The organism is Mesotoga sp. UBA6090 (genome assembly GCF_002435945.1).
Lineage (GTDB): Bacteria > Thermotogota > Thermotogae > Petrotogales > Kosmotogaceae > Mesotoga.
The window spans coordinates 78,753-102,547 of sequence record NZ_DIXC01000012.1 but is presented as its reverse complement, the minus strand read 5'-3'; the positions used below and the strand labels follow the sequence as shown (position 1 = coordinate 102,547).

20 protein-coding genes are annotated in these 23,795 nt (G+C 44.5%); 11 read left to right on the top strand and 9 right to left on the bottom strand.

The annotated features are described in order from the left end of the window. The 11 genes from B3K42_RS02290 to B3K42_RS02240 all read left to right on the top strand — a co-directional run bounded on the left by B3K42_RS02290 (window position 1) and on the right by B3K42_RS02240 (window position 12,665). On the top strand, window positions 1-1,251 hold the full coding sequence (locus tag B3K42_RS02290; RefSeq protein ID WP_110989867.1) for a sensor histidine kinase: 1,251 nt from the start codon (window positions 1-3) through the stop codon (window positions 1,249-1,251). Further along, window positions 1,248-2,549: a thymidine phosphorylase gene (locus tag B3K42_RS02285; RefSeq protein WP_110989868.1), complete on the top strand. Its 1,302-nt coding sequence runs from the start codon at window positions 1,248-1,250 to the stop codon at window positions 2,547-2,549. Before B3K42_RS02290 ends, B3K42_RS02285 begins: the two co-directional genes overlap by 4 nt. Window positions 2,550-2,561: 12 nt before the next feature. Beyond that, window positions 2,562-4,235 (top strand): phosphodiester glycosidase family protein, encoded by a 1,674-nt coding sequence (locus B3K42_RS02280; RefSeq protein ID WP_110989869.1) that lies wholly within the window; start codon window positions 2,562-2,564, stop codon window positions 4,233-4,235. A 28-nt stretch (window positions 4,236-4,263) separates the two neighbouring features. Beyond that, window positions 4,264-6,336, top strand: a complete 2,073-nt coding sequence (gene fusA / locus B3K42_RS02275; protein ID WP_110989870.1) for an elongation factor G — start codon at window positions 4,264-4,266, stop codon at window positions 6,334-6,336. Between the two features lie 104 nt (window positions 6,337-6,440). Continuing rightward, window positions 6,441-6,719 (top strand): DUF503 domain-containing protein, encoded by a 279-nt coding sequence (locus tag B3K42_RS02270; protein ID WP_110989871.1) that lies wholly within the window; start codon window positions 6,441-6,443, stop codon window positions 6,717-6,719. A gap of 16 nt (window positions 6,720-6,735) precedes the next feature. Continuing rightward, window positions 6,736-7,959 carry a hypothetical protein gene (locus tag B3K42_RS02265; RefSeq protein WP_110989872.1) on the top strand — a complete coding sequence of 408 codons (1,224 nt, stop codon included), beginning with the start codon at window positions 6,736-6,738 and terminating at the stop codon, window positions 7,957-7,959. Next, a complete protein-coding gene (gene yqeK, locus B3K42_RS02260) occupies window positions 7,931-8,524 on the top strand; it encodes a bis(5'-nucleosyl)-tetraphosphatase (symmetrical) YqeK (RefSeq protein ID WP_110989873.1) in 594 nt (197 codons plus the stop codon). Before B3K42_RS02265 ends, yqeK begins: the two co-directional genes overlap by 29 nt. Then, window positions 8,511-9,221 carry a hypothetical protein gene (locus B3K42_RS02255; RefSeq protein WP_258367122.1) on the top strand — a complete coding sequence of 237 codons (711 nt, stop codon included), beginning with the start codon at window positions 8,511-8,513 and terminating at the stop codon, window positions 9,219-9,221. Before yqeK ends, B3K42_RS02255 begins: the two co-directional genes overlap by 14 nt. Further along, a complete protein-coding gene (locus tag B3K42_RS02250) occupies window positions 9,221-10,423 on the top strand; it encodes an LCP family protein (RefSeq protein ID WP_110989875.1) in 1,203 nt (400 codons plus the stop codon). The genes B3K42_RS02255 and B3K42_RS02250 overlap by 1 nt, the downstream gene beginning before the upstream one ends. A 4-nt stretch (window positions 10,424-10,427) precedes the next feature. Further along, window positions 10,428-11,375 carry a GAF domain-containing protein gene (locus tag B3K42_RS02245; protein ID WP_110989876.1) on the top strand — a complete coding sequence of 316 codons (948 nt, stop codon included), beginning with the start codon at window positions 10,428-10,430 and terminating at the stop codon, window positions 11,373-11,375. A gap of 126 nt (window positions 11,376-11,501) precedes the next feature. Then, complete coding sequence (locus B3K42_RS02240; protein WP_110989877.1) at window positions 11,502-12,665, top strand: type III PLP-dependent enzyme; 1,164 nt, start codon at window positions 11,502-11,504, stop codon at window positions 12,663-12,665. A 29-nt stretch (window positions 12,666-12,694) separates the two neighbouring features. On the opposite strand, the gene B3K42_RS02235 is transcribed toward B3K42_RS02240, so the two are convergent. The 9 genes from B3K42_RS02235 to B3K42_RS02195 are packed head-to-tail and all read right to left on the bottom strand — an operon-like array spanning window position 12,695 to window position 23,773. Continuing rightward, window positions 12,695-13,543 carry a rhomboid family intramembrane serine protease gene (locus tag B3K42_RS02235; RefSeq protein ID WP_110989878.1) on the bottom strand — a complete coding sequence of 283 codons (849 nt, stop codon included), beginning with the start codon at window positions 13,541-13,543 and terminating at the stop codon, window positions 12,695-12,697. A 14-nt stretch (window positions 13,544-13,557) separates the two neighbouring features. Further along, window positions 13,558-14,478, bottom strand: coding sequence for a hypothetical protein (locus B3K42_RS02230; protein WP_110989879.1), 921 nt, complete (start codon window positions 14,476-14,478; stop codon window positions 13,558-13,560). After that, entirely contained in the window at window positions 14,475-16,163 is a 1,689-nt protein-coding gene (locus B3K42_RS02225; RefSeq protein WP_110989880.1) for an Rqc2 family fibronectin-binding protein, read from the bottom strand. Before B3K42_RS02225 ends, B3K42_RS02230 begins: the two co-directional genes overlap by 4 nt. Beyond that, window positions 16,145-17,014, bottom strand: a complete 870-nt coding sequence (gene ispE / locus B3K42_RS02220) for a 4-(cytidine 5'-diphospho)-2-C-methyl-D-erythritol kinase (protein ID WP_110989881.1) — start codon at window positions 17,012-17,014, stop codon at window positions 16,145-16,147. Before ispE ends, B3K42_RS02225 begins: the two co-directional genes overlap by 19 nt. Then, on the bottom strand, window positions 16,981-17,553 hold the full coding sequence (locus tag B3K42_RS02215; protein WP_110989882.1) for an NUDIX domain-containing protein: 573 nt from the start codon (window positions 17,551-17,553) through the stop codon (window positions 16,981-16,983). Before B3K42_RS02215 ends, ispE begins: the two co-directional genes overlap by 34 nt. Window positions 17,554-17,568: 15 nt before the next feature. Beyond that, window positions 17,569-18,639, bottom strand: a complete 1,071-nt coding sequence (locus tag B3K42_RS02210) for a hypothetical protein (protein WP_110989883.1) — start codon at window positions 18,637-18,639, stop codon at window positions 17,569-17,571. Beyond that, window positions 18,636-21,236 (bottom strand): CBS domain-containing protein, encoded by a 2,601-nt coding sequence (locus tag B3K42_RS02205; protein WP_258367124.1) that lies wholly within the window; start codon window positions 21,234-21,236, stop codon window positions 18,636-18,638. Before B3K42_RS02205 ends, B3K42_RS02210 begins: the two co-directional genes overlap by 4 nt. Further along, window positions 21,193-22,551, bottom strand: a complete 1,359-nt coding sequence (locus B3K42_RS02200) for a sigma-54-dependent transcriptional regulator (protein WP_110989884.1) — start codon at window positions 22,549-22,551, stop codon at window positions 21,193-21,195. The genes B3K42_RS02205 and B3K42_RS02200 overlap by 44 nt, the downstream gene beginning before the upstream one ends. Continuing rightward, the gene (locus B3K42_RS02195; RefSeq protein WP_292596529.1) at window positions 22,541-23,773 is read right to left on the bottom strand and encodes a sensor histidine kinase; all 1,233 of its coding nucleotides are present in this window, start codon (window positions 23,771-23,773) and stop codon (window positions 22,541-22,543) included. Before B3K42_RS02195 ends, B3K42_RS02200 begins: the two co-directional genes overlap by 11 nt. Window positions 23,774-23,795 lie beyond the last annotated feature (22 nt).

Below are 23,795 nucleotides of genomic sequence, written 5' to 3'. Positions count from 1 at the left end.
TTGCTTTATGCTGTCCTCGCTACTGTTGCGGTGATAGCTTTTCTCTTTGCGATTCTGTTCAGACACGAAAGACAGAAAAATGAGAGATTAGAAGCCGCCAAAAGGCGCTTCGCGGACCTCGTTGAAGTTCCAAGAAGCGCCGAGTTTATCTTCATCTATAAGAAGGTTCAGCAGCTGGTCTCGAGAATCAAAGAGGACATGTCCTCTCTTAACGCCAGAATCGAGTATCTCGTCACGATTTTCGATAATCTGAGCGATGCTTTCTTGATAGTAGCAGAGGATGGAAAGATAGAATACGCAAATAAAGCCGCACAAGAGTTGTCAAGTAAGCAGATAGTTGGAAGAAAAATAAGCGAAGGGATAGACAACTACTACGTCGGTGATCTGTTTGAAGACTCGGTTAGAACTCAGGAAAGTCAGGAATCCGAGATAACTATCTACTATCCCAAGAGAACGATAAGAGAGTGCAAAATAATGAGAGTGCCTCTCAAGAACGACGTTAGATACCTCATACTTTTGCGAGACATAACTAAAGAAAAGGAAGTCGAGGCAATGAGAAGAGACTTTGTTGCCAACGTTTCTCACGAACTGAGGACACCACTGACATCAATTCATGGATATGCTGAAACACTTGCTGAAGATGATCTCGAAGACAAAGAGACGGTCTACAGGTTTCTCTCAATTATTGAAAACGAATCTGCCAGAATGACGAGATTGATCAACGACTTGCTTGATCTCGAGAAGCTTGAATCCGGTGAAGCCCCTTTCAGTAAGGAAGATGTCGAACTTGGAGAAGTCGTCAAATACGTTATGAGGATTGTTGAACCGCTCGCGAGCGAGAAAGATGTCTCTGTCAACGTTGACATGGAAGAGGGAATCTTTGTAGAGGGCGATTTTGACAGACTCGTACAGCTTCTTCTAAATCTGATTGACAACGCCGTTAAGTATACTTCTGCAAAGGAACACGGGCCGAGAGAAATCTGGCTGAGAGCTTATGCGCAGAACAACTATGCGATGATAGAAGTAGAAGACACTGGAGTCGGGATACCTGAAGATTCTTTGAAGCACATTTTCGAGCGCTTCTATAGAGTGGATAAGGCACGATCTAGAAAGATGGGTGGTACTGGCTTGGGACTGGCAATCACGCGGTTCATCGTCGAGAAGCATGGAGGCACAATTTCCATTGATAGTGAATATGGAACCGGAACAATTCTGAAAGTTAGGTTGCCACTTAAGAAGGTGTTTGAATGAGGACATATGACATAATCATGAAGAAGCGAAACGGTCTCCCGAACTCAAAGGAAGAGCTCTATTTCCTTATAAAAGGCTTTGTTAGGGGCGATGTGCCCGATTATCAGATGGCAGCATGGTTAATGGCAGTGTATTTCAACCACCTTAATTCAGAAGAGAGATTCTATTTGACAGATATAATGATTGATTCTGGAGAGAAGATTCGACTTTCATCAATTAATGGCACGAAAGTAGATAAACACTCTACTGGAGGTGTGGGAGACAAAGTCACGCTGGTTGTTGGACCCATTGTTGCAGCTGCAGGCCTAGTCTTCGCAAAATTATCTGGAAGGGGTCTGGGTCATACTGGGGGAACCATCGATAAACTTGAGTCGATTCCCGGGTTTGTGACCTCACTGAGTATTGAGGAGTTCATGCAACAGTCCGAGAGGATTGGAATAGCACTGGCCGGTCAGACTGCGCAGGTCGCGGTAGCGGATAAGAAACTGTACGCCTTGAGAGACGTAACTGCGACAGTTGATGAGATTTCACTTATCGCCTCAAGTATAATGAGCAAGAAACTCGCAGTTGATTCAGACGGAATACTACTCGATGTCAAGATTGGGACTGGCGCCTTCATGAAGGAACTTGAGGAAGCAAGAGAACTTGCAGTTGCTATGATCGATATTGGAAAGAGGAAGGGGAGGACGACAAAGGCTGTGATAAGCGACATGAATCAGCCTCTGGGAATTGCTGTCGGTAACGCTTTGGAAGTCGTTGAAGCCATAGAGACACTTAAGGGAACCGGTCCCGATGACTTCAGTTACCTTTGCAGAATTATTGCGAGTCAGATGTTAGTAATTGGGGGCGTAGCAAATGAAAAGGATGCCGAAGAGATTGTCGACAATCTAATAGTTTCTGGAGAAGCGATAAGCAAGTTCGATGAGTTTGTCAGTGCTCAAGGAGGGCCTGAAGGTTTTTCGGAGCAGTATGACACATATTTCGAAAGAGCCGCTTTTGTGAAGGAAGTCAGATCTAGTTCCAGTGGGTATGTGAGGTCTGTCGATGCTGAGTCAATAGGGCTTGTCTGTATGAGGCTGGGTGCAGGAAGAGAGAGAAAGGAAGATGTCGTGGATCCGGCCGTGGGGTTGGAGGTCTTGAAGAAGATTGGAGATAGAGTCCAAGAAGGTGAGCCTATCGCCATAATTCATGCTAATAATGAGAATAAGATTGAGAAGGAGATCGAAGCGATTAAAAAGAGCTTTGTGCTTTCAGAACAGAAGCCCGCACCTCCCCCGATAGTCTACGAAGTGCTTTAAGGAGTGCATTCCATGAGGCGAATTTTCGTTATTTGTTTCCTGTTTCTTTCGTTGGTTTCATCAGCAAAGAATCTGATTTATCTCGACGAAAGAGGACAGACGAGGGTATTTACTGATGCAGTAGTTACTGAGCGGTCTATGGATTTCGTAAAGCTGGAAATAATCGGAGAGCTAATAAGGGGTGTAGTTGTTTCTCAGTCTCTTCGTCAAGAAGAGACAATAATGATTCTTCCTTCAGGGATAATTGTTTCTCTCTCCCATGAGAATCAGAGGGCTACAGTTGAGTTCGGGAGCGAATTCGAAAACTCACTGATCATAAAAGACGACAAGGTCCACATCAACGCAGAATTGCTTGCAGCAATAACCGATAAGTCCTTTTTCAGCGAAAGCGAGGCGCTGATACTCTATGCTCAGCCTTTGACTATAAAGAGTATTGAGAATCGGCCGGATTCAATATCGGTAACACTAGACAGAGATGTACTTCCGGATTTCTTCACGATATGGTGGACCGGAAGCGGTTCGCTGGCCGTGACTTTAAGACCTGCGAGGATTGATCCATTTCTAGCATATGATGGGATGACTGTAACGACGGGAAGGGGTTTCGTGAAGATATCTGCTGAAAAGCCGTGGCCTGACGTCGAGTATGAGATAAAAGGCAGAACGTTGATTCTTAGGGGAAAGAGTGGAATGGGAAGGACTATACAGCAAGAAACCAGTTTTGATTTCGACCTAAACATATTCGAATCCTATGCAGGTGGTCAGAAGTTCACAATGTCCTTCCTCGAGATGAATAGTGCAAAATTCTCTTACGGAATTGAGCTTGCAAATGATGGAGTTTCAGGACTGGAAAAGGCAACTGACACTCTCAGAAAAAGCGGTGCGCAGATAATGATAAACGGAGGCTATTTCGATCAAAATCAGAATCTCCCTATCGGCCTTCTTGTGAGAGATGAAGAAGTCCTCGGACTCCCTACTCTTGACAGGCCCGCAGTCTACTTCACTGAAGATGGCAACGTCCATGTTTCCAGGATGGACATAATCTATATGGCAAGATTCGATGACCGTTTCGTTCAGATCACGGGAGTAAATTCTCCGTACAGAGGCGAAGCGGTTTTGTACACCGACGAATACCGTAACAGTATCCCCGAATTTGACGACTTCACTTACCTCGAAATAAAAGACGGTAAGATAATCAGCAAGGGTTATATCTCGAGAGTGGAGAAGGGTTCTGATGTGCTGGTTCTTTCGCCTTCATCGCTTCAGAAGATATCTGATTCAACCTCAGTGGGTGGATCAGTTGCGCTGGAACTTCTGAATTCCTATGGCGAGAAGATAACGGGAGCCGTCGAAGGTGGACCGATGATCATACATGACGGAAAACCGGTCACTGATTACGAGAGAAACTATTATTCTGCATCGCTCCTTGATGTCAGAGCTCCAAGAACACTTGTTGGTGTGAAAATGACAGAGGAAGTTGTTTTCATAGTGATCGATGGTTACCAGCAGACCAGCTATGGCTTAACTTTCAAAGAGATGATAGAATTTTTCAAAGACAAGGGATTCCGTTCCTTGATGTGTTTGGATGGTGGGAAGTCTTCTGTTATGTCTGTGAATGGTGAAATAATTAACTCACCTTCTTCAGGAGTGCCTTCTCTCCCCGTAATCATAACTGGGTCGCGTAAATAGACTGAAATAGATTTGGAGGTGGTCAGATATGGACAAGATTCCGATCGATGCCAAAAGAGACATTACACTCATTGGGCACCACGGGTCTGGTAAAACTCAAATTGTTGATGCGATGCTTTTCAACGCAAAGTTAATCGATCGAATAGGCATCCTGGCAACTGATTCTGAAGAAGTTGAAAAAGAGAAGAAAGCAAGCTTTTCCATGGGAGTCACAAGTTTACCCCATAACGACAGCAGAATCTATGTGATCGATACCCCTGGTATGTCGGATTTCTATGCTGAGACTGCAAACGGAATCTTTGCGTCAGAGAACATTGTTGCTGTCATAAACTCCACAGCCGGGCTAGAGATACAGACCGAGAGGTTTGGGACAATCGCAAAAGAGCTTGGAAAAGGAATAATCGCGTTCTTCAACATGATGGACAAGGAAAGATCCGGCTACGAAGAAACTCTTGCCGACATTGCAGACACTTTTGAAAGAACGCCTGTCCTTGTTCAGCTACCGATAGGACGGGAAAATGACTTCAGAGGTCTAGTAGATCTTGTGAAGATGAAGGCATTTGTTCTTGAAGACGGAGGAATATGCAGGGAAGAAGATATCCCCGCAGATCTGCAATCTTCTGCCGCAGAGGCAAGAACAAAGATGATTGAGGATATCGTACAGAATGACGAGGAACTGATGATGAAGTATCTCGAGGGAGAAGAACTCTCGATAGAAGAACTACTTTCAGCCTTCAGGAAGGCCTACCTGGCGAATGAAGTAATACCGGTCCTTCTAGGTTCGGCTGCCAAGAATATCGGGATACAGCAGCTTCTAGACTTCGTGATTGAAGTAGGCAAAAAACCTTCTGAGACTTCTCCGAAGCCAGCCAAACTTCTGTCTGGAGAAGAAATTGAAGTCAGACCCACCGAAGAGGAACCTCTTGTGGCTTACATCTTTAAGTCTGTCGTTGACCCATTCGTTGGGAAGCTGACTTTCATGAAGATACTCTCTGGAACTTTGAAGCAGGGGGATTCTTTCTATGTTGTCGATCAGGATTCCTCTGAAAAGGTTGGCCACGTTATGTTACCAGAGGGCACGAAGGAAATTGAGGTAGATGAAGCAACCATTGGAGATATAGTCAAGCTGAGCAAACTTAAAAAAAGCGCCGCAGGAAACACTGTGGCTCACAGGGATAGACAGCTGACGCTGGAGCTTCCTTTGATGCCTGAACCGATGATTTCAAAGTCGATTCAGCCGAAATCAAAGGGAGACATAGATAAGATAAGCGGAGGTCTAGCAAGACTGGCTGAATCCGACCCGACTTTTAAGTGGGAAAATGATCCTGAAACCAATGAAACGGTTATCAGCGGTCTTGGTTCTGTGCATCTTGAAATAATGATAGAGAGGCTTAAGAAACTATTCTCGGTAGATGTCGAAGTTGGAAAACCAAAGATTGCATACAGAGAGACTGTCAGGAAGGTTGTCGAAGCTGAATACAAGCACAAGAAACAGACCGGGGGACATGGCCAGTATGGACACGTTCAGATAAAGATTGAGCCAAATGAACGCGGCGGAGGCTTTGAGTTCATAGACAAAATCGTTGGGGGTGTCGTTCCAAAGAACTATATCCCAGCTGTCGAGAAGGGCGTTGTGGAAGCTATGAAGAAGGGTGTTCTCGCTTCCTACCCCGTTGTCGACGCAAAAGTAACCCTTTTCTACGGATCATACCACGACGTTGATTCTTCGGATATGTCATTTCAGATAGCTGCAAGACAGGCTTTCAAGAACGGAATGGCAGAAGCAAACCCGGTCATTCTTGAACCTTTGATGGACGTCGATGTCTTCGTTCCCGAAGAAGCAACAGGGGATATAATGGGCGAGATAACTTCTAGAAGGGGCAGACCGATGGGCATGGAGCCTCAAGGGAAGGGTACTTCAAAGGTAGTTGCCCAGGTTCCTCTCGCCGAAATGCTAGACTTTGCAAATAAGCTCAGCTCAATTACGAGCGGCCGTGGATACTTTACCATGAAATTCAATTCCTATCAGGAGACGCCGCCTGATGTACAGCAGAAGATCATTGTTGAAAGGCAGAGAGAACTGGAAGAGCAGCAGAAGTGAGATCTTGAACAGTAGTCAAGCGGGGGATTTTCCCCGCTTTTCTTTGAACAGTAGTTGAGCGATGAATGTCATAGATTTGAGACTTCAGAAACCTGGAGGAAGAAATGCATGTGGGCTATATGACTTATCTATTACGGCTATATGGGATCAGTTCTTTGAAGGAGAAGCGTGCGGTGATTAAACCTCTTATCAGCGATCTCAGAAAGAACTTCAACGCTTCCGTCGTCGAAACTGGGAAACATGATTCTAAGCAGGAGGCGGAAGTAACGGTAAGTATCGTTACAAAAGAGAGGGGTGAATTAGATTCACTCCTTCAGTCGGTTTGGCAGCGCATTATCTGGAATGGAATCGAGATCATCGGAGAGAATGGAGAGATTTGGTGAAAAGTGGAGGTGAAAAATGAGAAAGATAATCACTTTAACAATACTTGTTTTCTTGGGGGTTGTTTCGTTTTCTGAACATCTGTATATCTTCAACGGATTCTCGATTTTGACGGGGGAGCTGACATTCGAGGAAGGAGTAGCCGTCATGGAAGTGCCATTTGGGATCCAGGTTTCACCCGATACTCTTTCGGTGCTGGATGTGCCGAAAAGCACGCTCATCAACTTCATTCCCGGTGATAGTGTTCAGTCACTATATGAGAAGAACATCGGAAAGCAAATCAAGTATTTTTTTGACGATGGAAGAGTTGAAATGCTAGAGGTTGTCTCAGCGCTTCCTGTCTTCAGAAATTCTTACGGAGAGATTATTGTGAATCCAAAGGGTTCTCCCGTTTTTACCGGAGAATTCAATCCTAATGGTCGCTTTCTGTTAACCGCTCCCGAAAGTTTCAGCGGGCAGTCATCCTTTGCATACCAAATGAGAAACAACAGCTGGACGGTGAAGTACTCTCTATCACTTGAGAATTTCTTGATTACCGGTCTTATGGTTATCTACTTAGAGTTTGATACTGAAGGTAATGTAACGCTGGTTTCTTCTAATCCAAACTACGGCTACACGACGAGGGACATGGCATTTAAGTCGGCCAATGAATCTTACTCAGTGTCTCCTTCTACTTCCGATGCGGAAACGAGGCTCTACGAGATTTCCGTCCCTTTGAAACGTGGAACCAACCATATTGCCTTCCTGTCCGAGGTGTTCGCTGGTAAGAAGAGACTCGTCTTCAGAGCCAACAGAGGTGGAAGCGGCTTCTCCGGTGTCGATATAGACGTATCTTTGGATAAAGTCCCGATTGATCTCCCATCTGGAATCATAGAGATCTGGAATGATTCTGTATATATTGGATCTGCTGGAATAAGCAATATAGCTGCAGGGGAAAGCGTTACCCTGCAAAGCATCGCGAGATCGATCGAAATTACTGGCAGAAGGAGCTCTGTTACAACGAAGGTTGATTCAAATTACAGGTACTACAAGAACACTTATTGTTTGAGAAACCTTTCTGAGGAAGCAGTAGATGTGGAAATCGAGGACTATCTTGGTCAAAACGCTGATCAGCTTCTCACAAATTTCGAGGGAGAATTCGAGCACGTCAAGGAGTCAGGGATTTGGTCTGCCTCAATCTCAGTCAAACCAGGTGAGACAGCGGAGGTAGAGATTGAATATAGAGTACGATACGCTAACTGAAGTTGTTCGAGACGAAGCAAGAAAAATGTGCTCCGAAGAGAGACTGAAGCACGTTTTTGGAGTAGAAAGACTCGCAAGGAAGCTGAGCAGAATTCATGGTGTTGATTCTTCAAAGGCAGGTTTAGTTGCTGTTTCGCATGATATCTTTCGAGATCGTGATGAAGATGAGCTAATACGCTTGTCAATTTTCTTTGGAATAGAAACCACGGAGATCGAGAGAACTGCTCCGGTTCTTCTGCATGGCAAAATTGCTGCCTGTTACCTGAGAGAAGAGCACGGTATAGAAGAAGATATTTTCCAGGCTTTGTACTGGCATGTAAGTGGAATCCCGGGTATGACTCTTCTAGGAAAAATACTTATGATTTCGGATATTGGCGAGGAAGGTAGAGCCTTTCCAGAAGCCCTTCAGATTCGAAAAGCGGCTGAGCTGGATCTAGAAAAATCATTTGCTGACGTGATAAGATTGAAGATAGCATGGGCCGTTACTACGGGCAGTCTTTTGCTTCCCGAGACTGTATGGACGTGGAATGAATTGCTTGGAGGTGCCAATCATGTCTCTAATTAAACCAAAGAGACGACGTGGTCCAAAGTTGTTGTGGCTGATTCTTGTTATCATAGTAGTCGTTGCAGCTGGTGCAGGTTACGTATATTTCACAATCAACGGTGTGAAAAACAGTGATGAAATGAAGGCGGGAAATGTAGACTATCTCTTCTACTGGCAGGAGGGTGCCGATTCTCTTTACTACTACTTGAGAACTACTGCTGGAGGCAGAACTTCAGTGGTAACTTTCCCTGTCTATGCCACTATTGAGAATTCGCAAGAAGTTCTCGATCCCAAAACGGGAGCGTCAGCCATCGAGATAATTCATAGTTGGCTTGGCATTAAGGGCGATTTCTCGTATTTTGCCAGCCTATCTCCCGAGCTTATCGATACGCTTACCTCCAAACTCGGTGTTGATGCTTTGAATCCTGTTCAGCTCATAGATGGCATGGCACTGAGGGGCTTCAAAATATTAGATTACTGGAAGATAGCTGGCTATGCAGAGACCTTCAAGGAGTACGATGGTTCTTCTACTATGACTCCCAGGGCAATTGCTGTGCTTCTCGAGAGACTAGGAAACTCATCGAGAATGGCCTATCAACTGGAGACGTCGACTCAGTTTCCTTTGAAGATCTCTATAGGGGTTGGAGGAGAAAGCGTAAGCCGTCTCTATCTCAAACCTGATTCTCTGGATAGCGTCAAGAGAGCACTTTCAAACTGATGAAATCCGTTCACCTCTCTTTGGTTGTCCTGGTGATCTTTCAGGTTATTCTTTTCTTCTTCTTGATCTTTCTTATGTTCAAGGAAGCTTATGGTTCTATGTTGGGAAGGGATCTTGCGGGAGAGACTTTCCTGATAGTCGGGATTGATACCGGTGGAAGTTCGAAAGATGCTGTCGGTGGAAGAACTGATTACATTTCGGTTGCATACTTCGGATCTTCAGGTGTGCTATTGCTGAAAAGCATCCCAAGAGACACGATCATTACCTACAAGTCAGAAAGAAGAAAGATTAACTCTCTGTATAACTCTTTTGGAATGGAGGTACTCATTCAAGAAGTTGAGAAACTTGTAGAGAGAAAAATCACCGGTTCAGTTGTTATAGATTTCAACACAGTAACTGAAGCAACAAAGTTCTCCGGCCCCATTCGCGTGGAAGTTTCCTCTCTTATGCACCACGATGATTTTCAACAAGGACTTCACATTCACTTTGAACCCGGCATTCATTTTCTTGAAGGGGAGGATTTGCTCAAATTCCTTCGCTACAGGCAGGCGGATTCGGGAGACCTAGGTCGAATTGAAAGGCAGAAGCAAGTTGTCGAGCAATTTGTCCAAAACCTGATTAAGGCGGGACCATCGAAAATAATCGAGATGATAGACTTTGTGATTGAAAGAACTGATATCAGTATAGATAAAAAGTCTCTGACAGATTTGGCAGTTGGATTTTTCACCGGGCAAAGAGCTATAAGTTTCACACAAATAGACTACTATGTTGATGATGACGGCCGAATAATTCCTTCTGGACCGGGCGAGGATGAACCAGAACCTGTTAGGACTGGGGCCGCTTCTCCAAAGATCCTCGTAGTGAACAACATTCCCGACTTTAGCGTAAAATTCGGTGATTTTGCCGAGATAATAAAGGGTCAGTGGTCTTCGCTAGCTGGAGTAAAGGTTGAAGCAACGGGTCTCGTTCCTGATATCTCGGGGATTGAGAAGCGGGACACTTATCTCTTCATTAACTCGAGAGCATCTGAGATCAGAGAGCTTTTCTCGAAAGCCCATGCTTATCACAGACCTGTTGTCATGATTACTTCTAGCTTCGGAGGGCTTGAGTATTACTACTCGCTAATAGATTCCCTGTCGAAGAATAGATTCTATCAATCTAATTATGATGCATATGTATTGCTTGGTGTAGGAGGAAAGTAGCAAGATGAGGAGTATCTTCAGGGATTTTACACACGATTTCTTCGGTATTCTAAACTATCCGAAAGAGAAATGGAACGATTTCTGGGTGTTTTATAGAGAAAGACATCCAAGAGTTCTCGAAGAATACATGTTCAAAAACAACCTTGGCGAAACATTACTGGCTCAAGCATTGGATGGACTTGAAAGGAGAGAAGTAGACAGGCTTTCTCACTATTGGGAAATCAACGGTCCAATCGAAAAGACAAGGGTTCTCAAAGAACTGGGAAGGATGTCCTCACAACTTCACCTGGAAAGGGAAGACTTCGTGATCCACATACTGGGTGCTCTTGGAAGACAACAACATCTAATTATTCCAACGTCAAAGGGAAATGTAGTAATGATAGATCTTCTTTACTGCTGGAAAGAGAAAACTATAAGAGATTTCCTGAGTGTGGTTTTAAATGCTCTTGATGACTTTATCGAGTATTCAAGCATAAATGTTCGCCATTACATGCACGGTTCAGAAAAGGCAGAAAGGCTCGAGAGGATATTCGAGTGCATCGAGAAGAAGATACTTGGACATTCTCTGGAAGAAAAGCTAACGATTGTCTCGAAGCTGCTCCATAAATATGTCGATTATTATAACTGGACTGGATTCTATCTTGTTGAGAAAGACTCCCTGGTTCTTGGTCCTTATGTTGGCGAACCTACCGAACACGTTAAGATCGACTTCGGAAGTGGTATATGTGGCCAGGCGGCAGAGACTAAGAGGGTTTTCCTCGTTCCTGACGTCTCCAAAGAATCCAACTACCTGTCTTGCAGCGCGAGAACGAAATCAGAGATAGTTCTTCCCCTTTTTGCAGGAGAAACGGTAATAGGTGAACTGGATATTGACAGTCATTTTCAAAATAGTTTCGATGATCTCGATCGGGAATTTCTCGAAAAAACTTGCAGACTCCTCATCGAAAGCTGAAAGCGGCTAATATTGGGTGATATAGTTTTGTAACTTTATTAAACTATAAATGACATTTTGTCTTTGGCATTCCTTCATAGTATCGATGCTACAATAACTTGATTATTTTATAGGAGGGATGCCGTAGTGCACATTACCCCTGAGGTAAGAAAGGCCGCAAGAGAAGTGAAGACACCATTCTTGATAATGGATATGGATTACGTTAGAAGCAATTACTTCGACATTGTAAGCCATGTTAGGAATGTTCAGGTGTTTTACGCGGTTAAAGCGAACTCGCACCCCAGGATTATCGAGACTCTTCGGGACCTCGGCAGTAATTTCGACGTAGCTTCGCGCGGTGAGATTGAGAGACTCCTTTCGTTAGGAATTGGTCCAGAGAGAATGAGTTTTGGAAACACTATCAAGAAAGTTGAAGATATTGCATACGCTTATTCCGTTGGAATAGACTACTACGCTGTCGACTCGGAAATGGAAGTTGAGAAAATAGCCGCTCACGCTCCCGGAAGCAAAGTATACGGGAGAATTGCTACCAGCGGTGGCGATTGTGACTGGCCTCTCTCCAGAAAGTTTGGAACCGATGTAAATCATGTCATATCAATAATGGAATATGCAGATCAGCTTGGCCTTGACGCATACGGAGTAAGTTTCCATGTTGGTTCTCAGAATTACAACGTCAATAGCTGGGACGATGCGATAAGTGATGCCGCGGAGGTTTTCAAGATTCTGCGCTCCAGGGGTATCAACCTTAGGATGCTGAACCTTGGTGGAGGTATGCCGGTTAAACACGTCAGAGAAATCAAGTCTGTCAAGGCATATGGTGATACTATTAACAAAGCACTGGACAAGTATTTGTCTTCGGTTCCAAATCTGGAGCTTTTCATAGAGCCAGGAAGATCAATGGTTGGTAATTCAGCAATTCTCGTGAGCCAGGTAATTCTCAGAAGCAAGAAGGGCAACGAAAACTGGGTCTACATAGATGCAGGCGTCTTTCACGGCCTCACTGAGACAATCGAAGGGTTCAGATACGAGGTCCTTACCGAAGGAAAGGTAGATGACACAAAGATCTCTTTTCATCTTGCGGGGCCCACATGTGATTCTGTTGACACGATCTACCATGAAATTGACTTGCCGAAAAATTTAGGCTACGGAGATATCATGTATTTTATCAATGCGGGTGCTTATACGACCGAATACGCAACCAACTTCAACGGGATCGATGCTCCCAGAGTGCTCTTTGTAGAAGACTTCATAGATGCAAAAATGCCAGTTGACGGTGATTTCATAGAATAATTAGAGCCCCGAAAGGGGCTCTAATTGTATCATAAGAATTTTCTAAGCCTCTCAAATTCTTCCTGCGAAATCAGATCTCGTTTATATAGTTCCCATAGTACTTTCGAGGCTATCTCTTGATCTCTTAAGCTGCTCAGTTCGCTTCTGAGCTGAGCTACTCTTACTGTTCTTTCCTCCGATCTGTCGTCCTTTAGGGCGTTCAGTACAGGAATGTACTTCACCAGAATATCTCTAGAGGTTTCTTCAGGGCTCTTTTCCTTCACCTTAGTAAAGACTTTCCTGGAGCGAGCAACCCTGGCATAAGCAGGCTTTGCAAACCAACCGATGATTGCACCGGCCACAAGACCCCCAATGTGAGCTGCATTGCTTATTCCTGGAATGCTAAAACCGAGAAACAAGTTGATCAATATGATCGGAAGCAGAGAGTACCCAGTGATCGATCGTAGCGCCACAGGAGTATCATTCTTGAGTCCTAGGGTGAAAAGGATACCAACGAGTCCGAAGATAGCGCTGCTTGAGCCGATAGTGAATGCGTTAGAAAATGCTGCCGCACTGAGGCTTCCGCTAATTCCTGTGGCAAAGTAGAAGAAAAGATACCACTTCATACCGTACACTCCTTCGACCACATGACCTAGCTGGAAAAGAGCCCACATATTGAAAAGAATATGCATGAGATTCCCATGGAGAAAGAGGGCCGTAAGCGGCGTATATATCAAGCCGTTTGAAAGGGCGAACCTGCTCACGCCGCCGTAGACCGTTATCAGATCGCGATAACTTATGCCCTGTGGGCCTCTGAAAAGCCCCATGATCATAACAAAGAGATATACTATAACGTTTATGATTATCAAAGTTATGGTTGCACTTCTAAATCGGATCAATTTCCTTCCTCCTGCTAAACCAAAAGTCTTGTGAGTCTGTTGAACTCATTTTCCGTAAGTAGCTGTCTCGAAAGTAAATTATTGAGCAGAGATAAAGCCTGATCGGATTTCAGATCGCCAAGATCTCTGAATAGAGAAGCGATAATCTCCTTTCTTCGTTCACCCTCACTGGTAGAGGCAAGGCAGGAAGAGTATTTCTCGAGGATTTCTTCGCCAGCGGTTTTTGGCCTCTTTTCTTCTTCTAGCTGTTGTTCCTGCGTTGCCTTCTCCTTAAAGGAAACCTCTAGCTCGTCGAGCTTCTTCTCAATCTGACTGTGAAATCTTTGTATAGCGGCCAGCCTGTATCTCATGAACCAGCTGAACAGACCATACGTGATGAGCGTGAAAACGACCATCAAAACTATTGACAAAGGCTTGACAATCGGCGTAGGCATTTTCCTGTGTTTGCTCTCAAGTGACTGTATCTTCATCTCGTCGTTGTACAGCATTGTGATAAGCTTTCCATATAGAAGCAGAGAAGCGATTCCCGTCAAGAGAAAAAGCCAACTTGAAAGAACATATCCAGTGCCAAGCAGCGTCGTCAATTCTTCCATGCTGGGGGCGTTGAAGTCAATGTCTATGTTTTCAACAATTGCCTTGATAATATATAGACCTGAGAAGTTCATTGTCAAGTAACAGGCGGAATACAGAACTACCCAGAATCTAGAATTGCCTGCTATTCTATGTTCAATAACATGCTCTGGTTTCACGATTCCCTTCAGTTTCATGTTCTTAAGGTGTCTGTCGCGATTCCATGCAAGGATATACCATATATAGAGACTTATCGTCATTCCAATAACCGACATGGTCATTGAGACTTCTGCGCTTGAGAAGAAAATCGAAGCGTAAGTGAGGAAGCCTCCCAAGAAAAACATATATGGCGGAAGTATTATCAATTTCTTTCTACCATCTCTTTCGTAAGATCTACTGTGATTGTTTCCGGGCTTCTATATAGAACCATTCCTGGCTTTGCTCCTTTTGGTTTCCTGACGTTCTGAACTTCCGTATAGACAACATCTACCTTTCCTGATTGCCTGCCTTTAGAATACTTTGCAGCCAACAGAGAGCCAAAGTGGATGGCATCGGTAGAAATCTCCATACCTGCTCTTTTAAGTATAACATGTGCTCCTGGAATACCTCTGGCGTGAAACCAGATATCATTCCTGGAGGCGTTCTTCCTAATTTCATCATTTTCAACGTTATTTCTTCCAACGAGATATTTGAAACCGTCTCTTTCAAAGATCCTTGGGCCAGATCTCTTAAGTTTTTTCCTTCCATCTCTTGCATTCTTCGGTTTTCTGACTATACCGGCCTCTTCAAGTTCAGATGAGAATTCACGAATTTCGTCGATCGATTCGGCTTGAAGAAGCATTTCTTTAAGTTGCTCCAAGTATTCGCTCTCCTCATGAAGGACTCTCAGCCTTTTTTTAATATGAAGCTCCTTTCTATGAGATTTGTCGAAGTACTTGAAGAAGAGCTGCGCGTTTTCTGAGGGCGTAAGTCTCTTGTCGAGAGAAATCGTTGTTTTCTTACCGGTTTCCCAGTCTTCAAGCTCAACTCTTTCCTGTCTCTCTTTCAATCTGTATAAGTTTGCTACGAGAAGCTCTCCGTACCTTCTGTACACTTCGTAGTTTTCAAGTTCGGCCAGCTCCTTCTCCAGCTTTTCAATCAATTTGACAACCCGTTTAGAGGATTTCTCTATTTTCCTGACAATGGAAGTCTTTCGCCTGTCAATCTCATTTTCAATGCCGGCAGATTCGAGGGCGCGTTTTATCGCCTCGGATGCTCTAACTCTCTCGCAATGATTCTTGTGGTCGAGCGGGATGGGAGAGATCTCAGTACCATCTTCCCCCTCGAGTATAAAAAGGTGGTTGTCGCTGCTATTACTGGAAAGATTACTCAGGAATTCAGCTGCTTCCGTAAGTCTTTCCTCTTCTATCATAGCTGGAGGAATATCTTCGAGTTGAAGATAGCCGATGATATTCTCGGCCGTCGCTCTGGAAAAACCTGTAAATGACTTTCTGATAGCGGACGAGAGAATATCGGTTGATTCAAGTAGATAGGATGATATCTCTTCTCTAGACAGTCCTCTGAGAGATTTGCAGGGGGTATCAGGTGAGTAATACTTCAAGCCCCTGGCGATGGTTCTCTTAGAGGTCACCATCTCTCTAAAAGCCTGTACTATCATGTCTTGTTCATCCAGTACAATAATGTTCGAGCCCGGTCCGATGAACTCTGTGAGAAGCGAGTATTGCTTTTTCTCTCCAAAAGCGTCTCTTCCTTCGAAGTCAAGTCGAAGTATCCTGTCCATTCCCTTCTGCTCCACATTGATTAGGAAGAATCCGTTGAGATGTCTTCTCAAGAAGAGGCTGAACGGTGTTTCCAATGACGGAGAGTTCTGCTCTCTCTTTCCTTTTACGATGTATGGAGAAGATGGGTTAATCGAGACCTCAATACCGGTTTTCGACAACTTGAAGAAGAACTCCGTCCTACCTATTTGATATAGCTGTCTCAGCTGCATTCCCCTGCTATCTGAGATCTCTGCAGTGACTCTCTGAAGAGTCAACCCGTCGAATACCATATTTTATTCAGCTCCTCTGAACTAATGAACCTGTACTTTCCTATTCTGCCTTGAAAAAGTGAGAAGATTGTTGATCCTGATCCCGTCATCATAGTAACGACAGCATTTGATTTCTCCAACGAGGATCTCGAATGATGCTCTCTGATCTCCGCAAAGCGATTGAAGATCGGATTCTGAAATGAATTTAGAGAAAGATTCTTTATCCTAAGGGTATCATAAGCTTTCAGGGCTTCATAGTATTGCTCGGCCCTTCTCTCATCAGTGCAATGAAATAAATCCCCTTCATCTATTAGTCTGTATGCCAGTGCTGTCGAGACCTCCACATCCGGAAAGCTCAAATCAACGGAATAGCCCGTCACATCGCCGGGATAACTCAAAATCTCGCCTCTTCCCGAAGCTATGGCTGTCCCGCCTCTGAGAAAAAATGGAACATCACTTCCGACGGTTTTGGCTATCTCCATGGCTATCTTGTTTTCCATTCCAAGAATCCTTGCCAGATATTTCAGTAACGTCGCGGCGTCTGAACTACCACCGCCCAGTCCCCCGCCTGATGGAATTCGCTTATTTAGCTGAATTCCGATCTCGATTCTCTTCCCTGTTCGTTTCTCAATTTCCTCAAGCACTTTTCGCAATGTATTGTCCTGACTCCAGTCAAGCTGAATGTTGCACTTGAAGTAGGTTCTTTCGACTTCTCTTGTTAGGATCAACTCATCATAGAAGTCTATTGTCTGGAATAGGGTGCATATATTGTGGAATCCATCGAGTCGCCTTCCGCCAACTGCAAGGTAGAGATTTATCTTTGCAGGACACTTCAGTGTTACAGAAGATGATCCAGAACGATTTGAGACCATGTTTCCATACTCTCCCTGTATTCTGAAAGAACCTTTATTTCCGACATTGCTCCAGTGAATTTTTCCTTTTCATTGAAGCCGTTGAAATCCACTTCGGCTATATAGACTACACCAATGTGGACTCTGCTAACCGCAGTCTGTAGATCATTAAGGATTCCCAAATAATCCATTCTGTGGATTTTCACGGATACTTCTTCGCGGATTTCGCGCTGGAACCCTTTCTCAAAGGCCTCCCATGGAAGCGTTCCATCCTCGAAATTTATGTGTCCACCAACTCCTATCGAATACAGTTCATGAAGACGGGCTTCTCCTTGCTTTTTTGTCCTCTTCATGAGAAGATACTCGTCGCGATTCCTGAAGACCGCGTACGGTATGATTTGTCTCATCGATTCATCATTTTCGGCTTCAGAGCGACGTACAAATCTTCCGAATCTCTCGACTCGCTTCTTTATCTCATCTAAAGGAAGAGCCAGCAACCCGTTGCGGGTTGCCAGCTCTCCTAGACAGTCAACATCGACTACGAGAACTCTTTCTTCCAAAACTTTCTCCTTAAATCACCAGTTTTTGTCAGGGAAAAGAACCATCGTCGAACCCTTTAGAGCAACAATCGTCACTTGTTCACCGAAATCAGAAGTTGCACCGGTTCTTTCAACCGCGATTATACCAAAATAATAGTCTTCATCCCACAGGTGCTTGGTCGGTCCCACGATGCTTGATTCGTTGAATGTGAAGTCGACAAATGTTCCAACTGCTTCTCCTTCGAACTCATCAGAAGATGCGGTGTAGTAGTTGTTAATTCTTACCAAATGAGTTGCCAGATTGTCACTCCTTCGCGCCCTGAATAGCCAAAGGTCGTCTTTAGAGCGATCTATGTTCTCTACACTTACCTTCCAGCCTGTTGCTCGCCATTCGATAAAAGTTGTGGGCTGAACTCTGATTTTCCAGTCAGATGCTACCGGTTCGGTGTTAAGTATCGTTGTCATCTGACCAGAACTGTAGGTATTGCTGGGTAGTCTGGTCCAGGCTTGGAAGAAAACCTCTCCCCAATCGTATATTTCAGATTTTGAACCCGGAGCAACTCCAAACAGAAGCCTCTGAGCGAATGGATCAAATCCTACAGCAGATTCTAGAAATCCCTCCCTGTACCTGACAAAAGTGGGAAGCCTTGAGTTTGAGAAATTGTAGCTGCCGAACCAAGCGGAAGGCTGGGAGAAAGTGGTTCCAAACTCCTCAAAAACCTCCACAAGAACAGGCGTTTTTGGACCGTAGGATATGTATCTGGTTTGTTCCACATACCCATCTGCATAGTTTGCTCTCACCGTTATTCTAACTTGACCCGTCTCAGGAATAGTTGGAAGATAGACGATGGCGGTATTGTTTTCCTTCTGCTTCAGATTCTGAGAAGTAATATTCACCCAACCCTCCTGCTCCTTCTCGAGTTTCCATACATAGTTAGAAGTTGGTGTAAAGTTGAAGGGTTCTACGTTTACCATAATCGGTTTTCCAGGTTCTCTGTTGCTCTCTTGAACAAAGAAAAGCATAACAGGTATTCGAATACAAGAAGACAGCGACAGTATAACAGCTATGAGCAGACCCAATACCAAGAACAACTTTGCTCTTTTCATTTCGATCCCCTCCCTTTCAGGTATTCCCTGACAAATTCATCTTCCTTTTTTTCATCAAGACCGTCCAATCTAGCACAGAATAGTCCGTCAAGCACTTCCCTGATCTCCGGTCCTTCATTCATACCGAATTTCTCTTTTAGTACGTTCCCGTCGATGGTCAATTCTGTTCTGCTCGATTTTTTCAAATAGGATAAGAACAGGAGGTCATAATCATCATCAAGATGGCTGTCAACGAAGTTAAGGGTTTCCGGTTTCCTCGTTCTAAGTAACGAATGAAACTGAGAAGGCTTTCTTGGCTTCTCATTGACTATTCTACCAGCTGTACCTATCGCATCAGTAAGCCTATCGAGAAAGTTTCTCGTCAATCCGTAGCGCTCGATGCACCATTCTGTAGAATCTTCATCGCTATTTCTAAGCATTATCATCAGAAGAGAGTAGAACATTTTGTCCTGTCCAATGAGCGAAGAGTTTCTATCTCTTCTGCTGAAGTACCTGTCAAGCATAACATCGGTCTCTCTATCGAATTTCGACTGTGGGAATAGCTTCTCTGTTGCACCGAATCCCGATAACCGCCTCAAAGCCTTCAGCGGAAGAGGTTCGTCAAGAGTCTTGATGAGCTCATCTCTAAGCCGCTGGCCAGTAACCCTATCAAGATATCCTTCGGCAACGCACTGTTTCAACAGCTCGGCAGTTCTTACTTCAATCTCGAATCCAAAACGCTGCTCGAACCTGACAGCTCTTAGAATTCTAGTCGGATCTTCTATGAAGCTAAGGGGATGGAGAGCCCTAATTACTCCGTTTGAAAGGTCCTTCCTTGAGCCGAAAAAGTCAATCAGAATACCAAACTCCTCCTGATTAAGCTTTATCGCCATTGCGTTGATGGAAAAGTCCCTTCTGTAGAGATCCTTCTTGATTGTGCTCATCTCGATTTCAGGAAGCATTGCCGGTTTCTTGTAATACTCGGTCCTGGCAGTTGCCACGTCGATTCGCAGCCCGTCGTTGAAAAACATCGAGCTTGCCAGGAACTCTCTGTGTTCTACGATCTTAATACTGAAGTATTTCTTGAAAGTTTCGGCAAAGGCATTCGCGTTTCCCTCGACCACGATATCCAGATCTAGATTCTGTTTGTTAAGAAGTAAATCCCTTACAAAACCTCCAACGATATACGTCGGCATGTTGAGTTCTGAGCCGACAGCACCAAGAAATCTTAACATTGTTACTATTCGTTTCTCTGTGCGTTCCTCTATGAGATCTTCTACTGGGAACTTTGCGTAATTCTGTTCGCCATGGCTTTCTCCGGGATCGATTATTCTTCTTCTGCCAAAAGTACTCTTCAACAGATCGGTTCTCGTTACTATTCCACTTAGTATGCCGTTGTCAAGAATAAGAATCGCCGTTGTGTCGTTTTCCACCATCTTGTCGGTTACCAACTGAACGGAATCATCTGCTGAAGCTGTTACGAAGAACCTGTCAATAACTTCAACAATTCTTCTTTCAGAGAGCCCGTGACGCATGGCCTTCTCAATATCTCTGTATTTAGAAATGCCCACGATCTTTTCGCGGTCCACTACTGGAAGAGTGTGATGACCGGTTCGCTGCATGATCTTGAAGACGTCCTCGACTTTCATGTCGACGAGAACGGTTCTAACAGGCGAGGACATAATCTCCCTAACCTTTATCAGGCGATCGATATTGTCTTCAAAGTTTCTCATTATTCTTTCTTCAGCATCTTCAAGAGAACAGTCTTCGAAGAAACCGAGAGTGTAAGACCCTCCTCCATTCCTGAGAATGCCTTCGAGCTCAGCTGTGTCGAGATTCATGTAGCGCGATCTGAGAGTGAAGTAGACCCGGTTATTTGTTTCGAGAAGCACGACCAGATTCTCTACGCCAAGGAATGACCAGAGCTTCTCGACCACAAGACTGAATCCGGCAGGTAGCGAATCTCTCTTTGCAGTAGCCATATTGATTTCCACACCCCTTATCGATGTGCTCTTGAGGCCGAGTATAAGAGACTCAACAAGTCTTTGCTGAGCCGAACTCAACCTGTAACTGGAGTAAACTCCCAAGTCATCTGGCTGAGCCCCGATATCGATAAGCCAAGCTGCCGTTCTCAAATCTTGTGCTTTGGTGGAGGCATGTGTGAAGTTTCCCGTCTCCCTGTAGATGGCTGCTGCAAACAGAGTTGCCTCATTTCGGGAAATTTCCTTTTTCTTCTTCCGCAGTTGGTTGCACAACAGAGTAGTGCAGGCCCCCAATTCCTTGAAAATTCCTTGCTGTGATCCCGAAAGACTTGTCTTGTGATGATCGAAGAACCTGACTTGGGTGCTCTTGCCTATCATTCGCTGAAGAGCAGAGGGAATCCTCTTCACATCTGAAGTGTCGACAATGATTAGGGAAGAGAGACCGAAGATTTTCAGCTCATTCACATTGTAAAATGACAACAAAAGACTTTTGGATGAAAGGAAGCCCTTCAGTGTGGGAACAAGCTGTCCTCCAAAGACAATAACGTGATCTGGATAGAGCTTCTGAGCAGCTACTGCAGACGCAAATGCATCAAAATCGGGGTTCCGGTGTGTTGTTATTACTTTCAAAGACATTCCACCTCTTCAGCTTTTCGTAAAGCGTGCTCTTACTTATTCCAAGAATCTTTGCCACCTTTGTCTTGTTTCCTTTATGTCGATCGATCAACCACCTAACATAGCTCCTTTCGAGCTCATCAAGTGTGACTTCCTCGAATTTGAACTCTGTTTCTTCGGGTTGAACCCGCTCGGGGAGAATTGAATGTGAAAGATTGTCAAGCCTGCCGTTCATTGCAAGAATCGATAGGAGTTTGTTTCGAAGTTCACGGATATTTCCTGGCCAATCGTACTCCTTCATACTTTTTACAAAATTCTCCGGCACTTTGGGGACTTTCTTTAGTCCTAGTTCATCACACAGGTTTGGCAGAAAGTAGTCTATCAAGAGCGGAATGTCTTCTCTCCTCTCCCTGAGCGGTTCGATTTTTATTTTAACAACATTCAATCTATAGTACAGATCGCTTCTGAAATCCCCTTTTGCAACGGCCGATTCGAGGTCTCGGTTGGTAGCTGCGACAACCCGGAGATCGAGCTTACGGAAAGAATTACCGCCCAGCCTTTGGCTTGACGACGTTTCCAACACCCGGAGCAACTTAACCTGCATCGCGAGTGGCATCTCAGATATTTCATCAAGAAAGAGTGTTCCTCGGTGTGATTCTTCTATAAGACCAGGCTTCGAATTCAGTGCTCCAGTGAAGGCTCCTTTTTCATATCCAAAGAGTTCGCTTTCAAATAGGTTCTCCGGTATTGCACCGCAGTTTATCGGAACAAACTTTCTCCTTCCGCTTTGCTGGTGGATTGACCTTGCTACGACCTCTTTACCTGTACCGCTCTCCCCCTCAAGAAGGACCGTCACTTTTTTTTGTGCAATTATGGAGATTGTTTCCCTCAGTTGAAGGATGTTGTTGCTGTTGCCGACTATTTCAACAGACGGTTCGGCAATAATTCTTTCAGCGAGACTATCCCTCTCCCGAGAAACCTCTGAGAACTCTATTGCTCGCTTCACTTCAAGAAGTGCATGAGTTAGGTCGAAGGGCTTCTCCAGGAAATTGAACGCTCCCTTTCTAACCGCATCTATCGCGGTGTTTATATCCCCATGGGCAGAAACGACTATTACGGGCGTATTAGTCGAAGCTTCAGAGAGAATATCGAGTCCTGAACCATCGGGGAGTCTCACGTCCAGTATGAGGCAGTCAAAGAATTCTTCAGATATTTGTTTTTTTGCCTGAACAAGATTGTAAACCTGAACGACTTCGTACCCCTCTTCTTCCAGAGCGGAGCCTAGCAAGCCATTAAAGGCGAGATCATCGTCGACTAACAGAACCTTACTCTTCATCCCTTTGCCTCCTGAAGGTCAAAACAAACACGGTTCCCCTTCCGGGTGCGCTCCTCATCTTCAATCTTACATCGTTCTCTTCACAGAAATTGTAGACAAGGTAAAGTCCCAATCCCGATCCTTCGGACTTTGTCGAGAAGAAAGGTTTGAATACATTCTGCAAAGCTGCAGAATCGATGCCTTTTCCCGTATCGGCAATAATCAGTGTAACAACCTCTTTAGATGCTCTAACTTTCGAGATGATGGAACTCTCTCCTGGTATGCTTGCTTCAACCGCGTTCATGAGTAGATTCTTGAGAACATTCTCAAGCCTCCCTCGCTGAATGAGAACGATTCCTTTGTCAAGAGAAACAACTTTGAACTGTATCTTTTTTTCCGAGAAGATCGAAGACATAAAGGAAGCGACTTTCATCAGTTGTTCGGATAGATCTACTCTATCGAACTCTTCGCCATATCTGAAGATCTGCAGAATACCCCCAATCCTACTCTGGAATGAGTTGAGTTCTTTCGAAAGAGTCTCCATATACTCCGGCCTGTTTGTTCTCTTGTAAAGATCAAGTGCCAACTTAACGTTTGCCAGAGGCTGTTTTAGACCATGTGCGAGATCCGCAACTGTCTGGGCATCCACTGCGTACCTTCTAGTCTTTTCGAGAAGCTGTTTTGTTTTCCACTGGCTGGTCTTGTCTGTTAGAGTCAGCAGAAACCCGCTCTTCTTTTTGTGAGTCACCGATACGAGGTAACGTTTCCCCAGCTTCCTGCTGTAAACCTCGTACTGACCTTCTTGAAGTGGAAAGATAAGACCCGTTCTTCTTGTAAATCTGTCGATGCGGAGATACCTTCCTCCTTGACTGCCGTAGGAGAAACTCCTAATAAAAGCATCGTTAACGAGATCAAAGTTGCCTTTCTCATCAACCGAGACGATAGGAATGTCAAGAGTGTTTAGAAGTTCTGAGTAGTCCCTATATAGTTTTTCGTAATAGTTTCTCTCTTCTTCTATCTGGAGTGAGAGATTTCTGTAGAAGCCATATATCTCATTGAACTGTCCCTCGAGTTCGCCAATTGATTTCTTTTCGCCTGTACGGACAAGTCTTATGAGCCTTTCGAGTTGCCTGACTAATGTGAGATATACGGTAATAACTGACGCGACCGCCAGAAGAATCACAAGTGATATTCTTTCAAGACTGAAGCCGTAGAAGAGAGAGAATAAAACTCCCGCTCCCAAGACTACCCCACCAACTATGTAG

What these genes read in the sequence shown, in the direction of transcription:
- B3K42_RS02210 (WP_110989883.1), bottom strand. Translation starts at nt 18,639, where the DNA reads ATGAAAAGAGCAAAGTTGTTCTTGGTATTGGGTCTGCTCATAGCTGTT.
- B3K42_RS02270 (WP_110989871.1), top strand. Translation starts at nt 6,441, where the DNA reads ATGCATGTGGGCTATATGACTTATCTATTACGGCTATATGGGATCAGT.
- B3K42_RS02205 (WP_258367124.1), bottom strand. Translation starts at nt 21,236, where the DNA reads ATGTCTTTGAAAGTAATAACAACACACCGGAACCCCGATTTTGATGCA.
- B3K42_RS02250 (WP_110989875.1), top strand. Translation starts at nt 9,221, where the DNA reads ATGAAATCCGTTCACCTCTCTTTGGTTGTCCTGGTGATCTTTCAGGTT.
- B3K42_RS02280 (WP_110989869.1), top strand. Translation starts at nt 2,562, where the DNA reads ATGAGGCGAATTTTCGTTATTTGTTTCCTGTTTCTTTCGTTGGTTTCA.
- B3K42_RS02200 (WP_110989884.1), bottom strand. Translation starts at nt 22,551, where the DNA reads ATGAAGAGTAAGGTTCTGTTAGTCGACGATGATCTCGCCTTTAATGGC.
- ispE (WP_110989881.1), bottom strand. Translation starts at nt 17,014, where the DNA reads ATGGTCTCAAATCGTTCTGGATCATCTTCTGTAACACTGAAGTGTCCT.
- B3K42_RS02255 (WP_258367122.1), top strand. Translation starts at nt 8,511, where the DNA reads ATGTCTCTAATTAAACCAAAGAGACGACGTGGTCCAAAGTTGTTGTGG.
- B3K42_RS02265 (WP_110989872.1), top strand. Translation starts at nt 6,736, where the DNA reads ATGAGAAAGATAATCACTTTAACAATACTTGTTTTCTTGGGGGTTGTT.
- B3K42_RS02285 (WP_110989868.1), top strand. Translation starts at nt 1,248, where the DNA reads ATGAGGACATATGACATAATCATGAAGAAGCGAAACGGTCTCCCGAAC.
- B3K42_RS02225 (WP_110989880.1), bottom strand. Translation starts at nt 16,163, where the DNA reads ATGGTATTCGACGGGTTGACTCTTCAGAGAGTCACTGCAGAGATCTCA.
- fusA (WP_110989870.1), top strand. Translation starts at nt 4,264, where the DNA reads ATGGACAAGATTCCGATCGATGCCAAAAGAGACATTACACTCATTGGG.
- B3K42_RS02245 (WP_110989876.1), top strand. Translation starts at nt 10,428, where the DNA reads ATGAGGAGTATCTTCAGGGATTTTACACACGATTTCTTCGGTATTCTA.